The organism is Bradyrhizobium sp. CCBAU 21365, assembly GCF_015291305.1.
In the GTDB taxonomy this organism is placed as follows: Bacteria; Pseudomonadota; Alphaproteobacteria; order Rhizobiales; family Xanthobacteraceae; genus Bradyrhizobium; species Bradyrhizobium elkanii.
On record NZ_CP030036.1, the window covers coordinates 4,642,401 to 4,661,775 of the forward strand.

The following is a 19,375-nucleotide window of genomic DNA, read 5'->3' on the forward strand; positions in this document are numbered from 1 at the left end:
CGGGGACGCTGCAAGGCTCGTACCAGTGCGACCCGTGTCGGCAACGTGCGACGTGCGCGCTAGCTTGTTGGGGACAATTCGGCGCATGCCGATCGATCGAATGAACAGGGGGCTCGCGGCCGCAGTGCTGCTCGCGTCGTTGGTGGCGCTGAGCGGGTGCTCGAGCACGATCGCCGATATGACGATGCCGGCCGATGCGCCGGCGCGCGAAAAGGACGCCGGCGGCTACCTGCCGGTCCATGATCTTCCGCCCGACCGCGCCGATCCGACGATCAAGCCGGCGGACCAAGCCAAGATCGAGCAGGAGCTGATTGCCGCGCGCGCGCGCCAGGCCTCAACGGCCGCCCAAAGCGGCAAGTAGCGCCCACAAACGGCCGATCAGCGCTGGCGCCGCCCGGTGTCCGTGCTAAAAGAAATCCAGTTCAACCGCAGATCCGGCCGCAGCCCCCAGATCGTGCGCCCGAATTCGCTCTAAGTCATTGATTCAGTGCGATTTCTGTCAGAGGCCGAGCCGGCTTCCGCAAGCTGGACCAAGGGGGCCGATTCTGGCATCGCGGTTGTCGGAGCAAGGGTCCCATGGAAGATTTTTACCGCATTCGCCGTCTGCCGCCTTACGTCTTTGAGAAGGTCAACCAGGCCAAGGCGGCCGCGCGCAACGCCGGGGCCGACATCATCGACATGGGCATGGGGAACCCGGACCTGCCGACCCCGCCGCATGTGATCGAGAAGCTCAAGGAGACGCTGGGCAAGCCGCGGACCGACCGCTACTCGGCTTCGCGCGGCATCAACGGCCTGCGCAAGGCCCAGGCCGCCTATTATGCGCGCCGCTTCGGCGTCAAGCTCAACCCCGACACCCAGGTGGTTGCGACGCTCGGCTCCAAGGAGGGCTTTGCCAACGTCGCGCAGGCGATCACGGCGCCCGGCGACGTCGTGCTGTGCCCCAATCCGAGCTACCCGATCCATGCGTTCGGCTTCCTGATGGCGGGCGGCGTGATCCGTTCGGTGCCCTCGGAGCCGACGCCGCAGTTCTTCGAGGCGGTCGAGCGGGCGATCATCCATTCGATCCCGAAGCCGATCGCGCTGATCGTCTGTTATCCGTCGAACCCGACCGCCTATGTCGCGGACCTCGATTTCTACAAGGACCTCGTCGCGTTCGCGAAGAAGCACGACATCTTCATCCTGTCCGATCTCGCCTACGCCGAGGTCTATTTCGACGAGAACAATCCGCCCCCATCGGTGCTGCAGGTGCCCGGTGCGATCGACGTCACCGTCGAGTTCACCTCGATGTCGAAGACGTTCTCGATGGCCGGCTGGCGCATGGGCTTTGCGGTCGGCAATGAGCGGATCATCGCGGCGCTGGCGCGCGTCAAATCCTATCTCGATTACGGTGCGTTCACGCCGGTCCAGGTGGCGGCGACCGCGGCGCTGAACGGTCCCGACGACTGCATCCGCGAGATGCGCGACACCTACCGCAAGCGCCGCGATGCGCTGGTCGAGTCATTCGGCCGCGCCGGCTGGGACATTCCGCCGCCGCAGGCCTCGATGTTCGCCTGGGCGCCGCTGCCCAAGGCGTTCGAGGCGGTCGGCAGCATGCAGTTCGCGACCCTGATGGTGGAGAAATCCGGCGTCGTGGTGTCGCCCGGCGTGGCGTTCGGCGAGCATGGCGAGGGCTATGTCCGCATTGCGATGGTGGAGAACGAGCAGCGGATCCGGCAGGCCGCGCGCGGCGTGCGCCGCTTCCTTGAAAGCGGCATCGAAACGTTGCACAACGTCGTTCCTCTCGCCAACCGACGCTAATCCTTCCAGGTTACTTGATCTCCAGGTCCCTTAAATCCATGGTCGCACCCCTGAACGTGGGCATAGCGGGGCTCGGCACCGTCGGTGCCGATGTCGTCCGCCTCATCGAAACACAAGGACGGGCGCTGGCCGAGCGCAGCGGCCGCGGCGTTCGCGTCGTCGCGGTCACGGCGCGCTCGAAAGCCAAGAAGCGCGGCCTCGACCTGCGCGGCATCGCCTGGGCGAAGAGCCCCGAGGCGCTCGCCGAAGATCCCAATATCGACTGCTTCGTCGAATTGATGGGCGGCGCCGGCGATCCTGCGCTGTCCGCGATCGAGACCGCGCTGAAGGCCGGCAAGTCGGTCGTCACCGCCAACAAGGCGCTGATCGCCAAGCATGGACTGCGTCTTGCCGCGGCCGCCGAGAAGCACGGCGGCGCGCTGAATTTCGAGGCGGCGGTCGGTGCGGCGATCCCGGTGATCAAGACGCTGCGCGAGGGCCTCGCGGGCACCAGCGTCAACCGCGTCTACGGCATCCTCAACGGCACCTGCAATTACATCCTGACCCGGATGGAGCAGGAGGGGCTGTCGTTCGAGGAGTGTCTGAAGGACGCCCAGCGTCTCGGCTATGCCGAAGCCAACCCGTCGTTCGACGTCGATGGTCACGACACCGCGCAGAAGCTCGCGATCCTGGCGAGCCTTGCCTTCGGAACCAAGGTCGCCGAAAGCGCGGTTTATGTCGAAGGCATCTCCTCGATCACGCCGGAAGACCTCAAGGCCGCCGCGGAACTCGGTTACCGGGTCAAGCTGCTCGGCGTCGCGGTGCGCACGGCAAAGGGCATTGAGCAGCGCGTGCACCCGACCATGGTGCCGAAATCATCCTCGATTGCGCAGGTGATGGGCGTCACCAATGCGGTCGCGATCGACGGCGAGGGGATTCCGCCGATCACGCTGGTGGGACCCGGCGCCGGCGGCGGCGCGACGGCTTCGGCCGTGGTCGCCGACATCGCCGACGTCGCCCGCGGCATCCGTGCCAAGCCGTTCGGGCGCCCGGTGGAGCGGTTGCGCGACACCACCAAGGCGCCGATGGAACGCCATGAGGGTGGCTATTATATCCGCCTGATGGCGCGCGATCTTGCAGGCACTGCCGCAACAATCGCCACCCGGCTGGCGGAACAGAAGATATCTCTGGAATCCATCGTGCAACGGCACCCCGATGGCGTCGATGTGAACGGTGCGGCCAAAAAACCTTCACCGGTCCCGGTCATTCTGATTACCTATGCGACCAGCGAGGATGCCGTGCATCGTGCGCTGGCCGCAGTGCAGCGCGATAAGGTCATCAGCGGCCGGCCGCAGGTGATCCGGATCGAGAAAAACTAGCGCGTGGCCTGAACGGGTCGGGCGTGAGACGATTGATGCGGGCAGGCTGGCCTGTCCCAGAGGCTTAAGGAGTACGCCGATGTCGACCCATATTTCCGTTCCGCCGCAGATGCTGCTCGAGCGCATCCTGACGCTCGAAATCGTGCGCGTGACGGAGCGCGCGGCGGTGTCGGCCGCGCGGCTGCGCGGCCACGGCCAGGAGAAGGCCGCCGACAAGGCCGCGGTCGACGCGATGCGGCGCGAGCTCAACAAGCTGCCGATCGAGGGCACCATCGTGATCGGCGAGGGCGAGCGCGACGAGGCGCCGATGCTGTTCATCGGCGAGAAGGTCGGCCTCAATGCCGGCCCCAAGGTCGACATCGCGGTCGACCCGCTCGAAGGCACCACGCTGTGTGCCAAGAACATGCCGGGCTCGATCGCCACGATGGCGATGGCCGACGGCGGCACGCTGCTGCACGCGCCCGACGTCTACATGCAGAAGATCGCGATCGGTCCGGGCTTCGCCAAGAACGTGATCGAGCTCGACGCGCCGCCGGCCGACAACGTCCGCCGGCTCGCCAAGGCCAAGGGCGTCGACCCCAGCGCCATCAACGTGCTGGTGCTCGACCGTCCGCGCCATGCCGACATCATCAACAGCGTGCGTTCGACCGGCGCTGCCGTGCAGCTCATCACCGACGGCGACGTCGCCGGCGTCATTCACTGTGCCAAACCCGATGAGACCGGCGTCGACATGTATATCGGCACCGGCGGCGCGCCCGAGGGCGTGCTGGCCGCGGTCGCGCTCCGCTGCATCGGCGGCCAGATGCAGTGCCGCCTGATCCTCGACACCGAGGAAAAGCGCGAGCGCGCGCACAAGATGGGCGTCACCGATCCGAAGATGATCTACGGCATCGAGGACATGGCCAAGGGCGACTGCCTGTTCGCCGCCACTGGCGTCACCACCGGCTCGCTGCTGACCGGCGTGAAGTTCAAGAAGGACGTGATCGAGACCGAGACGGTCGTGATGCGCTCGGTCACCGGCACCGTGCGCTACATCAAGGCCGAGCATCGGCAGCTCGAGAAATTCCACCTCGACTAAGACATGCGGTCGTTCCAGGGGCGTCCTTCGAACGCCCCTGAAACTCGAGATTCCGGGTTCGCGCTCACGCGCGCCCCGGAATGACAAGCCAACAAGAACAACAAAGGGAGACGCGCATGTCCGATCTGTCCGGGGTCAAGGCGCTGGTGTTCGACGTGTTCGGCACCGTGGTCGATTGGCGCACCAGCCTGATCAACGACTTCACCAGATGGGGCGAGACGCGCGGTATCAAGGCCGACTGGACCGCGCTGGTCGACGGCTGGCGCGCGGTCTATGCGGCCTCGATGGACGAGGTGCGCAAGAACCCGCAGAACGGCTACGTCATCCTGGACGTCTTGCACCGCCGCTCGCTGGAAAAACTCGTTGCGCAGTTCGACATCAAGGGGCTGAGCGAGGCCGATCTGCAGCATCTGACGCTGGGCTGGCATCGCCTGCACGCCTGGCCCGACAGCGTCGCCGGTCTGACCCGGCTGAAGACCAAATACATCATCTCGCCGCTGTCCAACGGCAACGTCGCGCTGCTCACCAACATGGCGAAGTTCGCGGGGCTTCCGTGGGATCTCGTGATGTCGGCCGAGCTGTTCCAGCACTACAAGCCCGATCCGGAAACCTATCTCGGCGCCGCCAAGCTGCTCTGCCTGCCGCCGGAGCAGGTGATGATGGTCGCCGCGCACAATTACGACCTGAAGCACGCGCAGAAGCTCGGCCTGAAGACCGCCTTCGTGGCGCGTCCCACCGAATACGGCCCGCTGCAGAAGGTCGATTTCGAGGCCACCGGCGAGTGGGACATCGTGGCCAAGGATTTCGGGGAAATCGCCAGCCGGATGGGCTGCTAGCTCGACGCTCGCCGAACCGGGAGAGCGAAGCGTACTGCCGACCAACGCCGAAAGGGGCCGCGTTCTCGCGCGGCCCCTTCGTCCATATCTGTCGCGTTGCGATCAGAAGCGGTAGTTCACGCCAGCCTTGATTGTGTGAAACTTGGTGTCGACGTCCATTCCAGCATTCGCTGTGAAGCCGTTCGCGACGTCGTTGATCGCGCTGGAAAGCAGTGTCCGGCTCCCGAGATCGATATAGAGATACTCGGTCTTGAAGGACCACTGCGGAGCAAGGGCGTATTCCAGGCCCGCGCCTGCGGTCCAGCCCCATTGCGTGCCACCCGATGCAACTGACGTCGTCTGAGCCACGCCGTTCGGTCCGGCAAAGCTGAAGGTTCCATGGGTATCGACCTTGCCATAGGCCGCGCCGCCGGTGGCGTAGAGGAACAGCCGATCCCAGGCGTAGCCGAGCCGGCCACGCACGGTGCCGAACCACGCAATCTCGGAGCCGGTGCCGAATGTGGTTGCGACGCTCGTTCCGTTGACGGTGAGGATCTGATTGCCCTCGAACCTGCCTTCGATGCCCGACCACTGGAAGTCGGCTTCGAGACCGAGCACCACATTGTTGTTGTATTGGTGGTTGTATCCGATCTGCCCACCGCCGAAGAAGCCGCTTGATGTCAGGCTGAATTTGCCGCTGGTGCTTGACGTGAGCGGGGGTGCCTCGGCCTGCAACTGTTGGGCCGAAGCGTGAAAGGGATACTCGAACCTGTCGCCGCCGAAGCCGACGTTGGCACCGACGTAGAAGCCGGTCCAGGAGAAGGCCTGAACCGGTGTGATCACCGGCGCCTTGACTGGATAGGACATGTCGGCTGCAAGCGCGGGAACGAACGACGCACCTAGAAACAAGCCAGCGCCGAGGAGAGATTTCTGCATTGATAGGCCCCTGAAAGTGTCGCGCTGAGCGCAGATGCCCTGAGGCATTGCGGTTGCGAACAGCTGCTGATCCGGACCCGGTGAGCGCCGACGTCAGATTGCGACGTCGTTTCCCGCGGCATCCTGCGCGCAAACTGGCAGGGCTCGCAGCGGCGGTCTTGTTCACCTGCGCAATGGAATTTAGCTCCTGCGCACCCGCGCCAAACTTCGGAGCAATGTTGTAGCTTCGCAACAGGACTGATGCTTGGTGTGCATGTACTGCGACAAATCGGGCGGTCGTTGCGGCGAAATTACGCATAGCCTGAGGAGATGCGCTTCATATGATGAATGCACCCAAAGGTTGCCTCTGTGAATCGCGCCAGTATTTCGTCGGAATGCCTTGATCCTGAACTGGCGGACCACCAGAAGTTCTCGCTCTGGAGCGAGCAGATGGAGGCGCTCACCTGTTGCGTCGACATCACGCGATCCGACGATCGGCCGTTCTCCGCATCGATGCAGTGGGCTGATTTGTCGGACGTGCAAGTCTCCCGCTTTGCCGGCTCCTTCCATCGAATAAGACGGTCGCGGACAGCAATTTCACGCGGCCCTAACGATGATTTCTGTCTGCTCTTCCATCGCGGGCGTGGCACCTTTCGCGTGAATCAGGCGGGACGCGAAGCTGCTCTCGCCCCGTCAGGCGCATTTCTCGGCAGCAACGGCATGCCCGCGGACATGGTGTCCGACGCTCCGTTTTCCTGCACGACATTGACGGTCAGCAGGGATCGCCTCCTGTCTCTCGTCGGAGCGGCCGACGACGTGCTGGTCAAGCCGCTTGACGAACGAAGCCCCGCTATCGGTCTTCTGCAAAGATACATTGAACTCGTGGTCGATCTCCCTGGAGAGCCGCATGATCCGCTGCTCCAGAACCATGTTGGCACCACGCTGCTCGACCTGACTGCGCTGGCGTTGGGTGCGCGAGGGGATGCGGCGCAGAACGCGACGATGCGAGGCCTGCGGGCCTCCCGCACGCAGGAGGTCATCGCCGAGATCAACCGCAGTTTTGCCAGTGCAGGGTTTTCAGTCGAGCAGGTCGCGAAACGCATGGGTGTCTCGGCCAGATATGTGCAGGATCTGCTGCAGGACACCGGTTCGAGTTTTACCGAGCGGCTCCTTGAGCGACGACTCCAGCACGCCATGCGCTTGCTCACGAGTGAACAGGGGGACCGGATGAAGGTCAGCGACATTGCGCTCGCCTGCGGCTTCAACGAGATCGCTTACTTCAATCAGCGATTTCGGCGGCGCTTCGGCCAGACCCCGACGCAATCGCGGCGCTAGCAAAATTCCCGCGAGTCCCTTCAAATTGCGTTGGTTTTCGGCCCGGGCCGGCTTGGTTCCCGGCGCGCAAAAAAGCATCTATCCACAGCTCTGGCCGGTATTTGGGCTTGGAAGTCAGCTGTTTCTTTGCAACGCGTAATGGATCATGACGCTGCACGCATCCGCACTGCCCGTCGAGGCGCCACAGGCGTTCCTCGGCGTGACGCGGTCGCTGACCGGAAAGCTCTGGCGCGACCGGCTGGATGCGCGCGGGGCGGCGCGGGCGCTCGCGATCGTGCAGCGTCACAACCTGCCGGAAATGCTGGCGCGCGTGCTGGCCGGCCGCGACGTCGCGATCGACGAGGTCGCCGATTTCCTCGACCCGACCATCCGCAAGCTGATGCCGGATCCTCACACGGTCACCGAGATGGAGCATGCCGCCAGGCGCATTGCGGATGCCGCGGTGCGCGGCGAGAAGGTTGCGATCTTCGGCGATTATGACGTCGACGGTGCGACCTCGGCGGCACTGCTGACCTGGCATCTGCGTCATTGCGGGCTGGATCCGCTGATCCACATTCCCGACCGTATTTTCGAAGGCTACGGGCCGAACGTCGACGCTGTGCGTTCGCTGGCGGCGAAGGGCGCGACGCTGCTCGTCACGGTCGATTGCGGCACCACCAGCATCGAGCCGCTGGCGGAAGCCAGGAAGCTCGGGATGTCGGTCGTCGTGATCGATCATCACCAGACCGGCGATGTGTTGCCCGAGGTCGACGCACTGGTGAATCCGAACCGGCCCGACGATATCTCGGGGCTTGGCCATCTCGCAGCGGTCGGCCTCGTGCTGGTGACCTTGGTCGCGGTGAATCGCGAACTGCGCCAGCGCGGCTTCTGGACCGGCGAGATGCCGGAGCCGGACCTGCTCAGCGTGCTGCATCACGTCGCGCTCGGCACCGTGGCCGACGTCGCGCCGCTGATCGGGCTCAACCGGGCCTTCGTCGCCAAGGGCCTGATCGCGATGCGCCGCCGCGACCATGTCGGCCACACCGCGCTGATGGACGTGGCGCGGCTGAACGGCCCGCCGGAGGCCTGGCATCTCGGCTTCATGCTGGGACCGCGCATCAATGCCGGCGGTCGGATCGGGCGCGCCGATCTCGGCGTGCGCTTGTTGCTCGAAGGCGACGTCTCCGAAGCTGCGCGGATCGCGGCCGAGCTCGATCGCCTCAATGCCGAGCGGCGCGTGATCGAGCAGGCGGCCGAGGCACAGGCCGAGGCCGAGGCGCTGGCTTCGCTCGGGCTCGAGGACAAGGGTGCTGTCATCGTCACCGCGGCGGAAGGCTGGCATCCTGGCGTGGTCGGGCTGGTCGCGGCGCGGCTGAAGGAGAAGTTCGCGCGTCCCGCGTTTGCCATCGCGCTGGAGCCGGGCGGCATCGGCACCGGATCGGGCCGCTCGATCGGCGGCGTCGATCTCGGCAAGGCGGTGCGGCAGGCGGTGCATGACGGCCTTTTGATGAAGGGCGGCGGGCACGCGATGGCGGCCGGCGTCACGCTGCGCAAGGAGAAGCTCGCCGAATTCCGCGCCTACATGGAGAGCGCGCTGGCGGCCGACGTCGCCAATTCGCGCCACGAGAACGAGCTGTTCATCGACGGCGCCGTGACCGCGCGCGCGGTGACGCCGGAATTCGCCGCGACGCTCAATCGCGCGGGCCCGTTCGGTGCCGCCAATCCGGAGCCGGTGATCGCGCTGCCGTCGCATCAGCTGGTCTATGCCGACGAGGTCGGGCAGGCGCATCTGCGGCTGCGCTTCAAGTCAGGCGACGGCTCGATCGTCAACGGTATCGCATTCCGCTCCGTCGGACAGAAGCTCGGCAGCGCCTTGACGCAAAATCGCGGGCAGCAATTGCACGTGGCGGGCTCTCTTGCGGTCGACCGTTGGCAAGGCACCGAACGTGTGCAATTCCGTGTGCTCGACGTCGCGGTGCCGGATCAGGGCCCGACGGTGATCCGATAAGAAACGTTGGAGAGGACATGGCAGGACAGGTTGAAGGCAAGGTCGCGCTGGTGACCGGCGGCGCATCGGGTATCGGCGAGGCCATCGTCGAACTGTTCGCGCAGGAAGGCGCGACGGTCGTGGCGACCGATATCGACGAGTTGAGGGGACCCGAGCTCGCAGCGCGGCTCAAGAAGGCCGGTCGCGAGGTGGTCTTCCTGCCGCAGGACGTCACCAGCGAGGAGCGCTGGATCGAGGTCATCGCTGACATCGGCAAGCGCTACGGCCGCCTCGACATCATGGTCTCGAATGCCGGCATCGGCATCGGGGCGCCTTCGATCGTCGAGATGTCGCTCGCGGACTGGCGGCGGCAGACCGCCATCAATATCGACGGCGTGTTTCTGTCGGTGAAGCACTCCCTGCCGCTGATGCGCAAGCATGGCGGCGGCTCCATCATCATGATGTCGTCGCTGGCCGGCCTGCGTGGCGCGGCGACGCTCTCCGGCTACAGCGCCACCAAGGGCGCGGTGCGGCTGTTCGCCAAGTCGATCGCGATGGAATGCGCGCAGGTGAACGACGGCATCCGCGTCAACTCGGTGCATCCCGGCATCATCGACACGCCGATCTGGGGCAAGATCCCGACCGGCGCGACCGGTGCCGGCCAGAACGCACCGATCGATCCGGAGGAGCGCGCAAGGTTCGCCACGCCGCTCGGCCGCGCCGGACAGGCCATCGAGATCGCCCAGGGCGTGCTCTATCTCGCCTCCGACGCATCACGCTATGTGACCGGCACCGAGCTCGTGATCGACGGCGGCATGAACGCCGGCGGCGTCGTGCGGCAGCCTGCGAGCCGGTAGGAGCGAACTGTCGTAAGCCCGCATGAGCGGAGCGACATGCGGGAAATGCGTCCCCGGGTATCGCTTTCGCTCACCCGGGCTACGCAGATCGCATGACGGTTAGCCGCCTTGCCGTAACCGCGCCAGCACCTTGAGCCCGCCGTAACCGTCGGCGGGCAACAGGCCCATCTTGATCTGAAAATCCTTGATCGCCTTCATGGTGTCGTTGCCGACGCGGCCGTCGGTGCCGCCGGTGTCGAAGCCGGCCTTGGTCAGCCGCGTCTGCATCTCCTGCACCTCGGCGAGCGTCAGCGCGCGCTCCGAGCCCGGGAAGGGCTGGATGAAGGGCGGCCCGCCGAGACAGCGGTCGCCGAGATGGCAGATCGCCAGCGCGTAGTTCATCGACGGGTTGTAGCTCTTCACCGAATTGAAGTTCGGACCGAGCAGGAACGCCGGGCCACCCGCGACCGGGATCCAGAGCTGCGCTGATGCGTTCGGCTGCGGAAACGGCTGGCCGTCGGCGCGCGTTACGCCGGCGCTCGCCCAGGCCGCATAGGTGCGGCTGCCGCTGGCGCCGCCGCCGGGCGCGCGGACCTCGTAGCCCCAATGCTCGCCGCGGTGCCACTTGCCGCGATTGACGAGATATTTCGCGGTCGAGCCCAGCGCGTCGTCGGGCCGGCCGAACGGCGAGACCTTGCCGTCGCCGTCATAGTCGAAGCCGACATTGAGCCAGACTTCCGGCATCCACTGCGAATGGCCCATCGCACCGGCCCATGAGCCGTTCATCTCCTGAGGCGTGCTCCAGCCGCGCTGCACGATCTTCATCGCGTTGATCAGCTCGGTCTCCCAATAGGCCTTGCGGCGCGGCTCGTTCCAGGCGAGCGCCGCCAGCGAGGGAAATACCGGCGTCATGTGGTTCTGCTGCACCAGCGGATCGCCATAAGCGGACTCGACGCCCCACAGCGCGAGCAGCGTGCCGCGCTCGACGCCGAAGTCGCGCTCGATCCGGCCGAACAGGGCGTCGTTCTTCTTCAGCGCCTCGCGGCCATGGATGATGCGCCAGTCCGAGACGCGGCGGTTGATATACTGCCAGATCTGCTCGTGGAACTCCGGCTGGTTGCGCATCTGCTTGAACACGCTCATGTCGGGCTCGACCCGTCCCATGCAGCGAGTCCAGGTCGCCTCCGAAATGCCCTTTGCCAGCGCACGGGCGCGAAAATTGTCGCGCCACTGGTCGAAGCCGGGAGGGGCTGCGGCAAGGGCGATGAGCGGATTGACAAGCACCGCGCCGGCCGCGAGCCCGGCCTTCAGGACGGCGCGGCGGGCGGGGGATTGCGGAGAATCAGGCTGTTTCATCGGGCCAGTGTAGCGGCGCCGATCGGGTGAGCCAAAAGCCACGCCGCCGCAGGAGCTATAGTTTTGAGCATGACCTCATCGGAAAACCGGTTCCCACTTTTCCGGGTCATGCTCTAGGTATCCTGCAAATCTGTGGCGATTTTTGACAGCCACCGGCGCACCACCTGTTCCGACCTGGGGTCGAGGCCGGCGGCGAGCCGGCGCTCCTGGGCCTGCGCGATATGGCGGCATTTCTCCAGCAGCGCGGTTCCATGGCCGGTCAGGGTCCATTGCAGCACCCGGCCGTGGACGGGGTGAGGCGTCTTGCGGATCGCGCCGTCGCGCTCGAGGTTGCGGATGATCACGCTGACGGTCTGCGGCGTCAGCAGTGCCACCCGCGCCAGATCGGCGCCTGACAGGCCCGGATAGGCCTTCAGCATGGTGAGCACTACGAATTGCGGCGAGGTGACGCCGAGCTCGGCGAGCGCGCGCTCCATCGACAGCCGCGAGGCCGCATGGGCCTGGCGCAGCAGATAGGCGAGATAGCCCTGCTCGCCGCGCTTGCCTTCGCCGGGCGCCGGAACGGAAGGAGCGAGCAGGACGTCGCCTGCGGTCGATCCTGCATTCGCTGCGGCCCTTCGGCCGGCGGCTTTTCCGACCGGACGCCGCCCGGCGGTGCCGGATTTGCCTCGTTTCTGCATTGCCGCCATGTTGCCTGCTGTCGCGGTTGCCGATGTCCGCATCTTGCCGATGATATCAGAGCTCTGATAATGTCTCAGTACACTGATAACATGAGGCCAGGCCAATGTCACATGCCCGCAAGGAATACACCGACTTCGAGAAGCTCGCGCCCGACGTCTTCGCCGCGGTGCGCGCGCTCGGCCAGTTCGCGGCGAAGGCCGGCCTCGACAAGCAGCTGCTCGAACTGGTCAAGCTGCGCGCCTCGCAGATCAACGGCTGTGCGTTCTGCGTGCAGTATCACATCCTGCAGGGCGAGAGCCTCGGCGTGCCCGCCGACAAGCTGAACCTCGTCGTGGTGTGGCGCGAGGCGCCGCAGTTCACGCCGCGCGAGCGCGCTGCGCTGGCCTGGACCGAAGCGTTGACGACCTTGCCGAACGGCGTCAGCGACGAGGTCTATGCGCTGGCCGCCGCCGAATTCTCCGAGCAGGAGCTGACTTACCTGACCTCGGCGATCGCATCGATCAATGTCTGGAACCGGTTCGGCGCGGCCTATCGCTGGACGCCGCCGCCGCGCCGGCAGCGTGCGGACGCGGCGGCTTCGTAACGTCGAGACCGATCAAAACGGCAGCTGACAGGGAGAAAAACAATGACCTCGATGGCAATGACTCCATCTCTTCCATTCCCGCGGCCGGTCGCGCTGGCCGTGATCGCGGGACTGGCCTGCGCCTTCGTGATCGGCAAGGCACTGCCGACCCCGATGGACGCGATCTCCTCCGTCATCGCGCCGCTGTGCGCCAGCGCCAATGCAGCGTCGCCGCTCGACAAGGTCGAGGTCATCAGCTCGCACGCGCTGCCCAATGTCGCGGGCAAGCGCGTCACGGTGGTGCGCGTGTTCTATGGTCCCGGCGGCTTCACGCCGCCGCACCGCCATTCCGGTTCGGTGACGGCCTACATCACCAAGGGAGAAATCCGCTCCCAGCTCGGCGGCGGGCCGGTCGAGACCTTCAAGGTCGGCCAGTCCTTCTTCGAGCCGCCGGGGTCGACCCACATGGTCTCGGCCAATGCGAGCACCACGGAGCCGGCGGAGCTGATCGCGGTGTTCGTGGCGGACGAGGGCGCGCAGCTGACCACGATGCTCGAATAACGACCGGCGGGAAGCTCGTCCTGCAGGACGCGCACTGGACCAGTTTGCTGCCCAGTTCGCGTGAAACTGGACCTTGCGCGCGACGGGGCGGGTCGATTGATTGCGCGGCAGCTTACGGCGACAGTCGCCGACGAGGGACGAACCGATGATCAGTCTGAAGGGGCTCTCTGCCTTCCCGATAACGCCTTCGAACCGGGATGGGCGGGTCGATGTGGGTGCGCTCCGCGCCTTGCTCGACCCCTTGATTGCGGCGAAGGTGGATTCGGTCGGGCTGCTCGGCAGTACCGGCTCATATCCGTATTTCAGCCGCGATGAGCGGCGGCGCGCCGTGCAGGCGGCCACCGCCTTGGCAGACGGCAACACACCAATACTGGTCGGCATCGGCGCACTGCGCACCGACGATGCGGTGCGGCTGGCCCAGGATGCGCGTGATGCCGGCGCGACGGCAGGCCTGCTGGCGGCGGTTTCCTATACGCCGCTGACCGATGACGAGGTCTTTGAGCATTTTCAAACCGTGGCCCGCGAGAGCGGATTGCCGATCTGCATCTATGACAATCCCGGAACGACGCATTTTCAATTCACGCCGGCGCTCATCGGCCGGTTGGGTCGTGTGGACGGAATCGTCGCGGTAAAAAGTCCGGCGCTGGATGCTTCAACGGTCGCGGGCCATCTCAGGGAATTGCGGGCTGTCGTTCCGGACGGCGTTGCGTTGGGTTACAGCGCCGACTGGAATTGCACCGAGGCGCTGCTGGCGGGCGCAGATACCTGGTACAGCGTTGTCGCAGGAATCTTCCCGAAGGTCTGCGTCGACATCGTTCGCGCCGCGACCGGCGGCGATGCGGCCCGGGCGCGAGAGCTCAACGCGCGTCTGCAGCCGATTTGGGATCTGTTCAGGACATATTCCAGTCTGCGTGTCGTCTACGCACTTGCCAATCTCAGAGGGATCTGTGTGGCCGAGCCTCCGCGTCCGATATTGCCGCTCCCTGCGGACGCTCAGATGCGGGTCAAGGAGACGCTGGCGGCGATCGAGATCGACTGATCGCAACCACGGCGCAGGGCGCTAGATGCCGGCGCGCGCCAGCGGGTCGCGGCCGAACCGGTTGTCACCCTTCGATCCCGGCAGCACGCTCAGCGTTGCGACGAGCGCCAGATAGGGGATCCAGTATTTGACGTGCAGCGCGGCGGCGAGGTGGGGAATGGCGAGGATCGTCAGCGCCCACCAGCCCGAGACGTTGAGGTCGTGCAGCCGCTTCACCAGCATCGCGGCGAACGGCCACAATGACAGCATGAGCAGCAAGCGCAGGACGGACAGGTCGTCGGCGGGCGGGCTGTTGTCGTAATACCGTGGGCCAGGGTCGAGCCTTGCGCCGATGCGAATGACGAGCATGTCGACCAGGACGAGACCGAAAAATCCCAGGCCGAATTCCTGCCGGCTGATGCGGCCTTTCACCGAAAGAAAGAACCAGCTGAAGGTCGAGAGCATGCTTGGTTATCGTCCAGCCTGAATGGGCATCTGATAGATACTTGCGTCCGATGGTCAAAGCGGGACAGGTTCCCGCGGATTGCTGCGTCCATCATGATCATTCAAGCTGGCAATTGTCGCCGCGACATGGCGCGCATCGATGCGATTCCGAATGGAACCTGCGGCCGTCCCGTTAGCGGCATGGCTTCCATCGGCGCGCAAAATCGGCATAACGATCGCAAGGCGTGCTCGGCTTTCTGGGAGGCGTTCGATGCGATTGCCGGTATTTCTGTCGATGCTTCTGATTCCTGCCGTGGCATGCGCCGAGGAACCTGCGACGAACGCGCCGGCGCTGTGGGGCAGCCCCACGGTCGACAACGGCGCCTGCTGCAAGACGCTTGGCGAGGTGCGCAGCAATATCGACCGGCTCGACCGCGAGATCGTGCGCCTGATGGCCGAGCGCGGCCGCTACGTCCATGAAGCCGCCCGCTTCAAGGCCAACCCGGCGCAAGTCGAGGCGCCCGAGCGCGCCGAGGCGGTGGTGAAAAAGGCAATGACGCTGGCCGAACAGGACGGGCTGTCGCCCAAGGTCGCGGAGGCCGCCTATCGCGCGATGGTGCGCGCCTTCATCGATTATGAGCAGGGCATCTTCGCGGCCGCCGCGGCGCGCGGCGATGCGCCCTGGAAGAAATAGGCGGACGCGCCGGCCATGCAGTACTCACTCCGGCGCATGCTCGCGGGCGCGGCGTTCGCCCTGATCGGCTGCGTGGCCGCTTCGATCCCGGCGTTTGCCGAGCGGCGTGTTGCGCTCGTGATCGGCAATTCGGCCTATCGCAACACGGTGCAGCTTCCCAACCCGCGCAACGACGCGACCGACGTGGCGCGGATGCCCCGGAGCTGCGCAAGGCCGTCGAACAGCGGCTGGCGCGGGCCGGCCTGCTCAAGCGCACACCCGACGGCCGCTACGGGCCGGATACGCTCGCGGCACTGCAAGGCGCGGTGCTGGCGAAATAGCAGTCGGATGCTCCGTCATTACTCATGACACGCGATCTGGGATTCAGATCGCAACGATCTCAGATCGCCATTACTCTTTTCCCGTGCGGCGTGCTTAAGCAAGCTGACAGAGCGCGGTTCAATTCGCTCGGATAATTTGAAGACGTCGAACGTGCTGGAGAACGGAACGCTTCCGCTCCAGTTGGTTCGCTACGCGTAGCGCAACTGATCGCCGGCAGTTGCACCGAAGCTTCATTCCTCGGCAGATCGAGCAAGGAGCCACTAACATGCCGTTTCTGCGTTTTGATTTGATCGAGGGGCGGAGCGATGCAGATGTCCAGCGGCTGCTCGATGTCACGCACGAAGTGCTGGTGGAAACGCTCCACGTGCCGCCGCGCGACCGCTACCAGGTCGTGCATGTTCACCCGCGGTCGCGGGTCGTCGCACTCGATACCGGGCTCGGTATCGGCCGGACGGACAGGCTGGTGATGCTGCAATTGACGAGCCGTCCGCGTGAGAAGGCCTTGAAGCTGGATTTCTATCGCGTTCTTGCCGAGACGCTGTGGTCGGCCTGCGGGATCGCGCCGAGCGACCTTGTCATCAATTTCGTGATCAACGACGACGAGGATTGGTCGTTCGGCATGGGGCGGGCGCAGTTCATCACCGGCGAGCTGAAATAGCCCTCGAACACCAGCATGGTGTGGGGGTGGCCCACAGCCAGCCTTCGCGCGTGAATACCTCAGTCAGAAGTCGGCAAACGCCATATGCGATGGGCTCGGGGCGAGGAGCGTTGTACGATTTCGGAATAATGGAATTATGTCGCTGATTTGCCCGACGTGTCAAGTCGTCGTGTCGACCGACGGCAGCCGCCGGCTCCTTTGCATGGGGTTGTTTTCGATATTTTGACAGTGCGCCCCGAACGGGGTCCATCCCGCATCAAGTGCGGGAGAGGCTTCGCTCGACAACGCGCTAATTGCCGCCGCCTTCCTGGGTGTCGATCCGATGCACGACGTCGTCGGGCAGCGCATGGGCCACGGCGGCCGCAGGTCCGGGCTCCGGTCCGATCTCGCGGCCACGGCCGCGGATCAGTCGCTCATAGGCCGACACCAGCGTGGTGTAGGGATTGACCCACAGCCAGCCGTCGCGCGTGAACAACTGGACGTCGAAATGCAGATGCCGCGAGGTGCCGTTGGGGTGGTCGAGATAGTTCGAGACCACGCCGATCTTCTCGCCCTCGCTGACGCGGCGTCCGTTGAGCAGGCCGTCGGCATCCATCACTGACGGGTTCATGTGCATGTAGCGGAAGCGGACGTGCTCGGTGCGGGTGTTGACCTGCAATGTCGCGGCCTGCTGCTCCGCCGAGCGGATCACGATGCTGTCGCGCACCGCAACGACCGCCTGCTGCTTGGGATCGCAGCCATCCTTGCTGTCGACCGGACATGCGCCAGGTCGGATGTCCTGGCCCTGATGGCCGTAGCCGCTGGCGCATTGGCCGACCTCGAAGCTGCGCGCCTCGCAGAAATTGTCCTGCCAGGGATAGGCGTCGACGGCCGCGCCGGGCTTGCGCCTGGCGAAGGATTGCGAGTGCGCGAAGGCCGGCGCCTTCTCGAGCGGAAAGCGGATCTGCGAATAGACGGTGAAGTCGGCGTGGCCGCCTTGTTGCCTGCGGCCGCCGCTGCCCGCGACGATGTCGCCGCTCGGGTGGTAGGCGAAGTCGGCGGATTGCGCGGCGGGCCGCTCGGCGATGTCGGAGGCGACGTCGCTGCGCGGCCGCGACGGCTGGCCGCCGGCGATGCGCAAGGCCTTCAGAAAGCGCTCGGCGACCGGATAGGCCTCGCGGCAGGCCAGCCGCTTCGGCCGCGGCGCGCTGTCGAGGCACTGGATCGACACGACATAGGGAATCCCGAAGCGGGTGAAGGCGTAGCGGACATAGCCCTCGCGAATGAAGCGGCGCAGGTCCGGAAACTGCGCGGCCAGCGTCTTGACCGGCTCGCCCTTGCCGCCAAGCCGGTCGGCGAGGTCGTAGACCAGGATCGAGCCGGAAATCTGCACCTCGACCGGCTTGGCAAATGTCCGCGGCGGCAGGCCGTCGCCGGCACCGGGGTCGAGCGAGAACACGGCATCGTAGCCCGACGCACCGGCATGGAAGAAATCGACCGCGCGGAAGTCGGCCTGATAGCGCGCGATCGACAGGCTGTCCGACGCACCGTTTTGCCGCGCGTCGAGATAGCTGGCGGGGTCGAACGGCAGCAGCACCGGGATCGGGCTCTGCGCGATGCCGGGAAACAGCGGCGCTGTCACGGCGTTCAACTGCACCAGCGCAGGCGTCGCCCGCGGATCGGTGGCGGGAACGCGGCGTTGTCCGGCGAAAGTGAAGCCGGCGGCGACGGCCGGGCGGCTGCCGATCTCCTGCCGCAACTGGTCGAGCACAGCGCGCCATTCGACCCGCATGGCTGAGATCGATGGCGTTCGGAATTCGTCGGCATGCGCGCCGGGAAGAGGCGAGAGCAGGGCTGCCAGCCAGCAACTGACGAAGCTGACCACCTTCCTGTTCACTGCACTCCCCGGGCTCATGTCTGATCGCCCGAGAGACTAAAGCAAGTTCCGGAAAAGTGTGTAGCGGTTTTCGGTAAAGTTGATGCTTAACCAACAAGTTGAGGCGCGGTGACGATTCATTTCAAATCCCACCGCGCCTCAAGCGCTCAGTCCTTTGCGCGTTCGACGTAGGAACCGTCCTCGGTCATGACCACGATGCGGGTGCCCGTGGTGATGTGCGGCGGCACGCCGGTGCGCAGTCCGTTGGACAGCATGGCCGGCTTGTAGGACGAGGAGGCGGTCTGGCCCTTGGTCACCGGCTCGGTCTCGACCACTTCCAGCGTCACGCGCTGCGGCAGCTGAATCGCGACCGGGTTGCCCTCGTGCATCGAGAGCTTCACGGTCATGTTCTCCTGCAGATACGGCGCAGACGAGCCGACGATCTCCTTGGAGACCTGGACCTGGTCGTAGTTGTCGTTGTTCATGAAGTGGAAGCCGTCGCCATCTTCATAGAGGTAGTTGTAGTTGTGGTCCTCGACGGTGGCCTTCTCGACCTGGTCGGTGGTCTTGTAGCGCTCCGAGACCTTCACGCCGTCGCCGATGCGGCGCATTTCGATCTGGCTGACCGGGGTGCCTTTGCCGGGATGAATGTTCTCGGCGGAAAGGACCACATAGAGCTTGCCGTCCTGCTCGATGACATTGCCCTTGCGGATGGAACTGGCGATAACTTTCAAAGGTGTTTTCCTGAATTTGAGAGCCTAAGGGCGCCAACCGGATCGGCTGCCCCTCGGCCATGGCGGCGATTTCGGGCTGCAACATACTGATTTGTCCCTGAGATGCCAGTCTTTTGCGGCCGAATTCGCAAGGTTGCCAACCGTCCCGGCCGCGCCGAGCGGCCCCTATTTTCGGGCCGGATCGGGCGTTTTCAGCGCCGTCCGGTTGTGCTCGGCAAAGCTCGCAGGAACCGAAAATGTGCCGGTCTTCAGATCGTAGAGGCAGCGCCAGTCCTCGAGCCAGGGGAAAGGCGTTTCCTCTCCTTGGATGTCGAGCGGTCGTTCAGGTTCAGCCGGGCGCGCATGGACAAGCTGCGCGTCTTTCGACAAGAAGGGACCAGCCTTGCCGCGT

The 19,375-nt window shown here is 65.2% G+C and carries 21 protein-coding genes; 14 read left to right on the forward strand and 7 right to left on the reverse strand.

Going from position 1 to position 19,375, the window contains the following annotated elements:
* The first annotated feature begins 85 nt into the window (after positions 1–85).
* The 5 genes from XI02_RS21160 to XI02_RS21180 all read left to right on the forward strand — a co-directional run bounded on the left by XI02_RS21160 (position 86) and on the right by XI02_RS21180 (position 5,069).
* A complete protein-coding gene (locus XI02_RS21160; protein WP_016842954.1) occupies positions 86–361 on the forward strand; it encodes a hypothetical protein in 276 nt (91 codons plus the stop codon).
* Between the two features lie 215 nt (positions 362–576).
* Positions 577–1,797, forward strand: coding sequence for an LL-diaminopimelate aminotransferase (locus XI02_RS21165; protein ID WP_016842955.1), 1,221 nt, complete (start codon positions 577–579; stop codon positions 1,795–1,797).
* Between the two features lie 38 nt (positions 1,798–1,835).
* A complete protein-coding gene (locus tag XI02_RS21170) occupies positions 1,836–3,155 on the forward strand; it encodes a homoserine dehydrogenase (RefSeq protein ID WP_028342125.1) in 1,320 nt (439 codons plus the stop codon).
* A 79-nt stretch (positions 3,156–3,234) separates the two neighbouring features.
* On the forward strand, positions 3,235–4,233 hold the full coding sequence (glpX, locus tag XI02_RS21175; protein WP_026192722.1) for a class II fructose-bisphosphatase: 999 nt from the start codon (positions 3,235–3,237) through the stop codon (positions 4,231–4,233).
* Positions 4,234–4,349: 116 nt separating this feature from the next.
* Complete coding sequence (locus tag XI02_RS21180) at positions 4,350–5,069, forward strand: haloacid dehalogenase type II (RefSeq protein ID WP_172648044.1); 720 nt, start codon at positions 4,350–4,352, stop codon at positions 5,067–5,069.
* A 102-nt stretch (positions 5,070–5,171) separates the two neighbouring features.
* Here XI02_RS21180 and XI02_RS21185 read toward each other — a convergent pair whose 3' ends face one another.
* The gene (locus XI02_RS21185; RefSeq protein ID WP_016842959.1) at positions 5,172–5,984 is read right to left on the reverse strand and encodes an outer membrane protein; all 813 of its coding nucleotides are present in this window, start codon (positions 5,982–5,984) and stop codon (positions 5,172–5,174) included.
* 348 nt (positions 5,985–6,332) lie between these two features.
* Here XI02_RS21185 and XI02_RS21190 point away from each other — a divergent pair, with 348 nt between their 5' ends.
* From XI02_RS21190 to XI02_RS21200, 3 genes are all read left to right on the forward strand, one after another.
* Positions 6,333–7,298, forward strand: a complete 966-nt coding sequence (locus XI02_RS21190; protein WP_172648043.1) for an AraC family transcriptional regulator — start codon at positions 6,333–6,335, stop codon at positions 7,296–7,298.
* 145 nt (positions 7,299–7,443) lie between these two features.
* Complete coding sequence (recJ, locus tag XI02_RS21195; protein WP_172648042.1) at positions 7,444–9,285, forward strand: single-stranded-DNA-specific exonuclease RecJ; 1,842 nt, start codon at positions 7,444–7,446, stop codon at positions 9,283–9,285.
* A gap of 17 nt (positions 9,286–9,302) precedes the next feature.
* Positions 9,303–10,121: an SDR family NAD(P)-dependent oxidoreductase gene (locus tag XI02_RS21200; RefSeq protein ID WP_016842963.1), complete on the forward strand. Its 819-nt coding sequence runs from the start codon at positions 9,303–9,305 to the stop codon at positions 10,119–10,121.
* 99 nt (positions 10,122–10,220) lie between these two features.
* Here XI02_RS21200 and XI02_RS21205 read toward each other — a convergent pair whose 3' ends face one another.
* Complete coding sequence (locus XI02_RS21205; RefSeq protein ID WP_172648041.1) at positions 10,221–11,456, reverse strand: lytic murein transglycosylase; 1,236 nt, start codon at positions 11,454–11,456, stop codon at positions 10,221–10,223.
* Between the two features lie 113 nt (positions 11,457–11,569).
* On the reverse strand, positions 11,570–12,145 hold the full coding sequence (locus tag XI02_RS21210) for a MarR family winged helix-turn-helix transcriptional regulator (RefSeq protein WP_016842965.1): 576 nt from the start codon (positions 12,143–12,145) through the stop codon (positions 11,570–11,572).
* A gap of 95 nt (positions 12,146–12,240) precedes the next feature.
* Between XI02_RS21210 and XI02_RS21215 the strand changes: the two genes are divergently transcribed.
* From XI02_RS21215 to XI02_RS21225, 3 genes are all read left to right on the forward strand, one after another.
* Positions 12,241–12,720: a carboxymuconolactone decarboxylase family protein gene (locus XI02_RS21215; protein WP_018271474.1), complete on the forward strand. Its 480-nt coding sequence runs from the start codon at positions 12,241–12,243 to the stop codon at positions 12,718–12,720.
* Between the two features lie 42 nt (positions 12,721–12,762).
* The gene (locus tag XI02_RS21220) at positions 12,763–13,260 is read left to right on the forward strand and encodes a cupin domain-containing protein (protein WP_016842967.1); all 498 of its coding nucleotides are present in this window, start codon (positions 12,763–12,765) and stop codon (positions 13,258–13,260) included.
* A 145-nt stretch (positions 13,261–13,405) separates the two neighbouring features.
* The gene (locus XI02_RS21225) at positions 13,406–14,299 is read left to right on the forward strand and encodes a dihydrodipicolinate synthase family protein (protein WP_026192723.1); all 894 of its coding nucleotides are present in this window, start codon (positions 13,406–13,408) and stop codon (positions 14,297–14,299) included.
* Between the two features lie 21 nt (positions 14,300–14,320).
* On the opposite strand, the gene XI02_RS21230 is transcribed toward XI02_RS21225, so the two are convergent.
* Positions 14,321–14,743 carry a DUF805 domain-containing protein gene (locus tag XI02_RS21230; protein WP_018271476.1) on the reverse strand — a complete coding sequence of 141 codons (423 nt, stop codon included), beginning with the start codon at positions 14,741–14,743 and terminating at the stop codon, positions 14,321–14,323.
* A gap of 250 nt (positions 14,744–14,993) precedes the next feature.
* Here XI02_RS21230 and XI02_RS21235 point away from each other — a divergent pair, with 250 nt between their 5' ends.
* The 3 genes from XI02_RS21235 to XI02_RS21245 all read left to right on the forward strand — a co-directional run bounded on the left by XI02_RS21235 (position 14,994) and on the right by XI02_RS21245 (position 16,395).
* Positions 14,994–15,416: a chorismate mutase gene (locus tag XI02_RS21235; RefSeq protein ID WP_197971315.1), complete on the forward strand. Its 423-nt coding sequence runs from the start codon at positions 14,994–14,996 to the stop codon at positions 15,414–15,416.
* 15 nt (positions 15,417–15,431) lie between these two features.
* Positions 15,432–15,764, forward strand: coding sequence for a hypothetical protein (locus XI02_RS46400; RefSeq protein WP_370143620.1), 333 nt, complete (start codon positions 15,432–15,434; stop codon positions 15,762–15,764).
* A 238-nt stretch (positions 15,765–16,002) separates the two neighbouring features.
* Positions 16,003–16,395 carry a tautomerase family protein gene (locus tag XI02_RS21245; RefSeq protein ID WP_018271479.1) on the forward strand — a complete coding sequence of 131 codons (393 nt, stop codon included), beginning with the start codon at positions 16,003–16,005 and terminating at the stop codon, positions 16,393–16,395.
* A gap of 289 nt (positions 16,396–16,684) precedes the next feature.
* Here XI02_RS21245 and XI02_RS21250 read toward each other — a convergent pair whose 3' ends face one another.
* From XI02_RS21250 to XI02_RS21260, 3 genes are all read right to left on the reverse strand, one after another.
* Entirely contained in the window at positions 16,685–18,289 is a 1,605-nt protein-coding gene (locus tag XI02_RS21250; protein WP_172648040.1) for a M23 family peptidase, read from the reverse strand.
* Positions 18,290–18,417: 128 nt separating this feature from the next.
* Positions 18,418–18,984, reverse strand: coding sequence for an elongation factor P (efp, locus tag XI02_RS21255; protein ID WP_016844580.1), 567 nt, complete (start codon positions 18,982–18,984; stop codon positions 18,418–18,420).
* A gap of 165 nt (positions 18,985–19,149) precedes the next feature.
* Positions 19,150–19,353, reverse strand: a complete 204-nt coding sequence (locus XI02_RS21260) for a hypothetical protein (RefSeq protein WP_129964997.1) — start codon at positions 19,351–19,353, stop codon at positions 19,150–19,152.
* Between the last annotated feature and the right edge of the window lie 22 nt (positions 19,354–19,375).

Coding starts and splice junctions, on each gene's coding strand:
- XI02_RS21250 (WP_172648040.1), bottom strand. CDS start 18,289: ATGAGCCCGGGGAGTGCAGTGAACAGGAAGGTGGTCAGCTTCGTCAGT.
- XI02_RS21230 (WP_018271476.1), bottom strand. CDS start 14,743: ATGCTCTCGACCTTCAGCTGGTTCTTTCTTTCGGTGAAAGGCCGCATC.
- XI02_RS21185 (WP_016842959.1), bottom strand. CDS start 5,984: ATGCAGAAATCTCTCCTCGGCGCTGGCTTGTTTCTAGGTGCGTCGTTC.
- XI02_RS21200 (WP_016842963.1), top strand. CDS start 9,303: ATGGCAGGACAGGTTGAAGGCAAGGTCGCGCTGGTGACCGGCGGCGCA.
- XI02_RS46400 (WP_370143620.1), top strand. CDS start 15,432: ATGCAGTACTCACTCCGGCGCATGCTCGCGGGCGCGGCGTTCGCCCTG.
- XI02_RS21165 (WP_016842955.1), top strand. CDS start 577: ATGGAAGATTTTTACCGCATTCGCCGTCTGCCGCCTTACGTCTTTGAG.
- XI02_RS21160 (WP_016842954.1), top strand. CDS start 86: ATGCCGATCGATCGAATGAACAGGGGGCTCGCGGCCGCAGTGCTGCTC.
- XI02_RS21235 (WP_197971315.1), top strand. CDS start 14,994: ATGCGATTGCCGGTATTTCTGTCGATGCTTCTGATTCCTGCCGTGGCA.
- XI02_RS21210 (WP_016842965.1), bottom strand. CDS start 12,145: ATGGCGGCAATGCAGAAACGAGGCAAATCCGGCACCGCCGGGCGGCGT.
- XI02_RS21170 (WP_028342125.1), top strand. CDS start 1,836: ATGGTCGCACCCCTGAACGTGGGCATAGCGGGGCTCGGCACCGTCGGT.
- glpX (WP_026192722.1), top strand. CDS start 3,235: ATGTCGACCCATATTTCCGTTCCGCCGCAGATGCTGCTCGAGCGCATC.
- XI02_RS21180 (WP_172648044.1), top strand. CDS start 4,350: ATGTCCGATCTGTCCGGGGTCAAGGCGCTGGTGTTCGACGTGTTCGGC.
- XI02_RS21245 (WP_018271479.1), top strand. CDS start 16,003: ATGCCGTTTCTGCGTTTTGATTTGATCGAGGGGCGGAGCGATGCAGAT.
- XI02_RS21225 (WP_026192723.1), top strand. CDS start 13,406: ATGATCAGTCTGAAGGGGCTCTCTGCCTTCCCGATAACGCCTTCGAAC.
- XI02_RS21205 (WP_172648041.1), bottom strand. CDS start 11,456: ATGAAACAGCCTGATTCTCCGCAATCCCCCGCCCGCCGCGCCGTCCTG.
- XI02_RS21215 (WP_018271474.1), top strand. CDS start 12,241: ATGTCACATGCCCGCAAGGAATACACCGACTTCGAGAAGCTCGCGCCC.
- recJ (WP_172648042.1), top strand. CDS start 7,444: ATGACGCTGCACGCATCCGCACTGCCCGTCGAGGCGCCACAGGCGTTC.
- XI02_RS21220 (WP_016842967.1), top strand. CDS start 12,763: ATGACCTCGATGGCAATGACTCCATCTCTTCCATTCCCGCGGCCGGTC.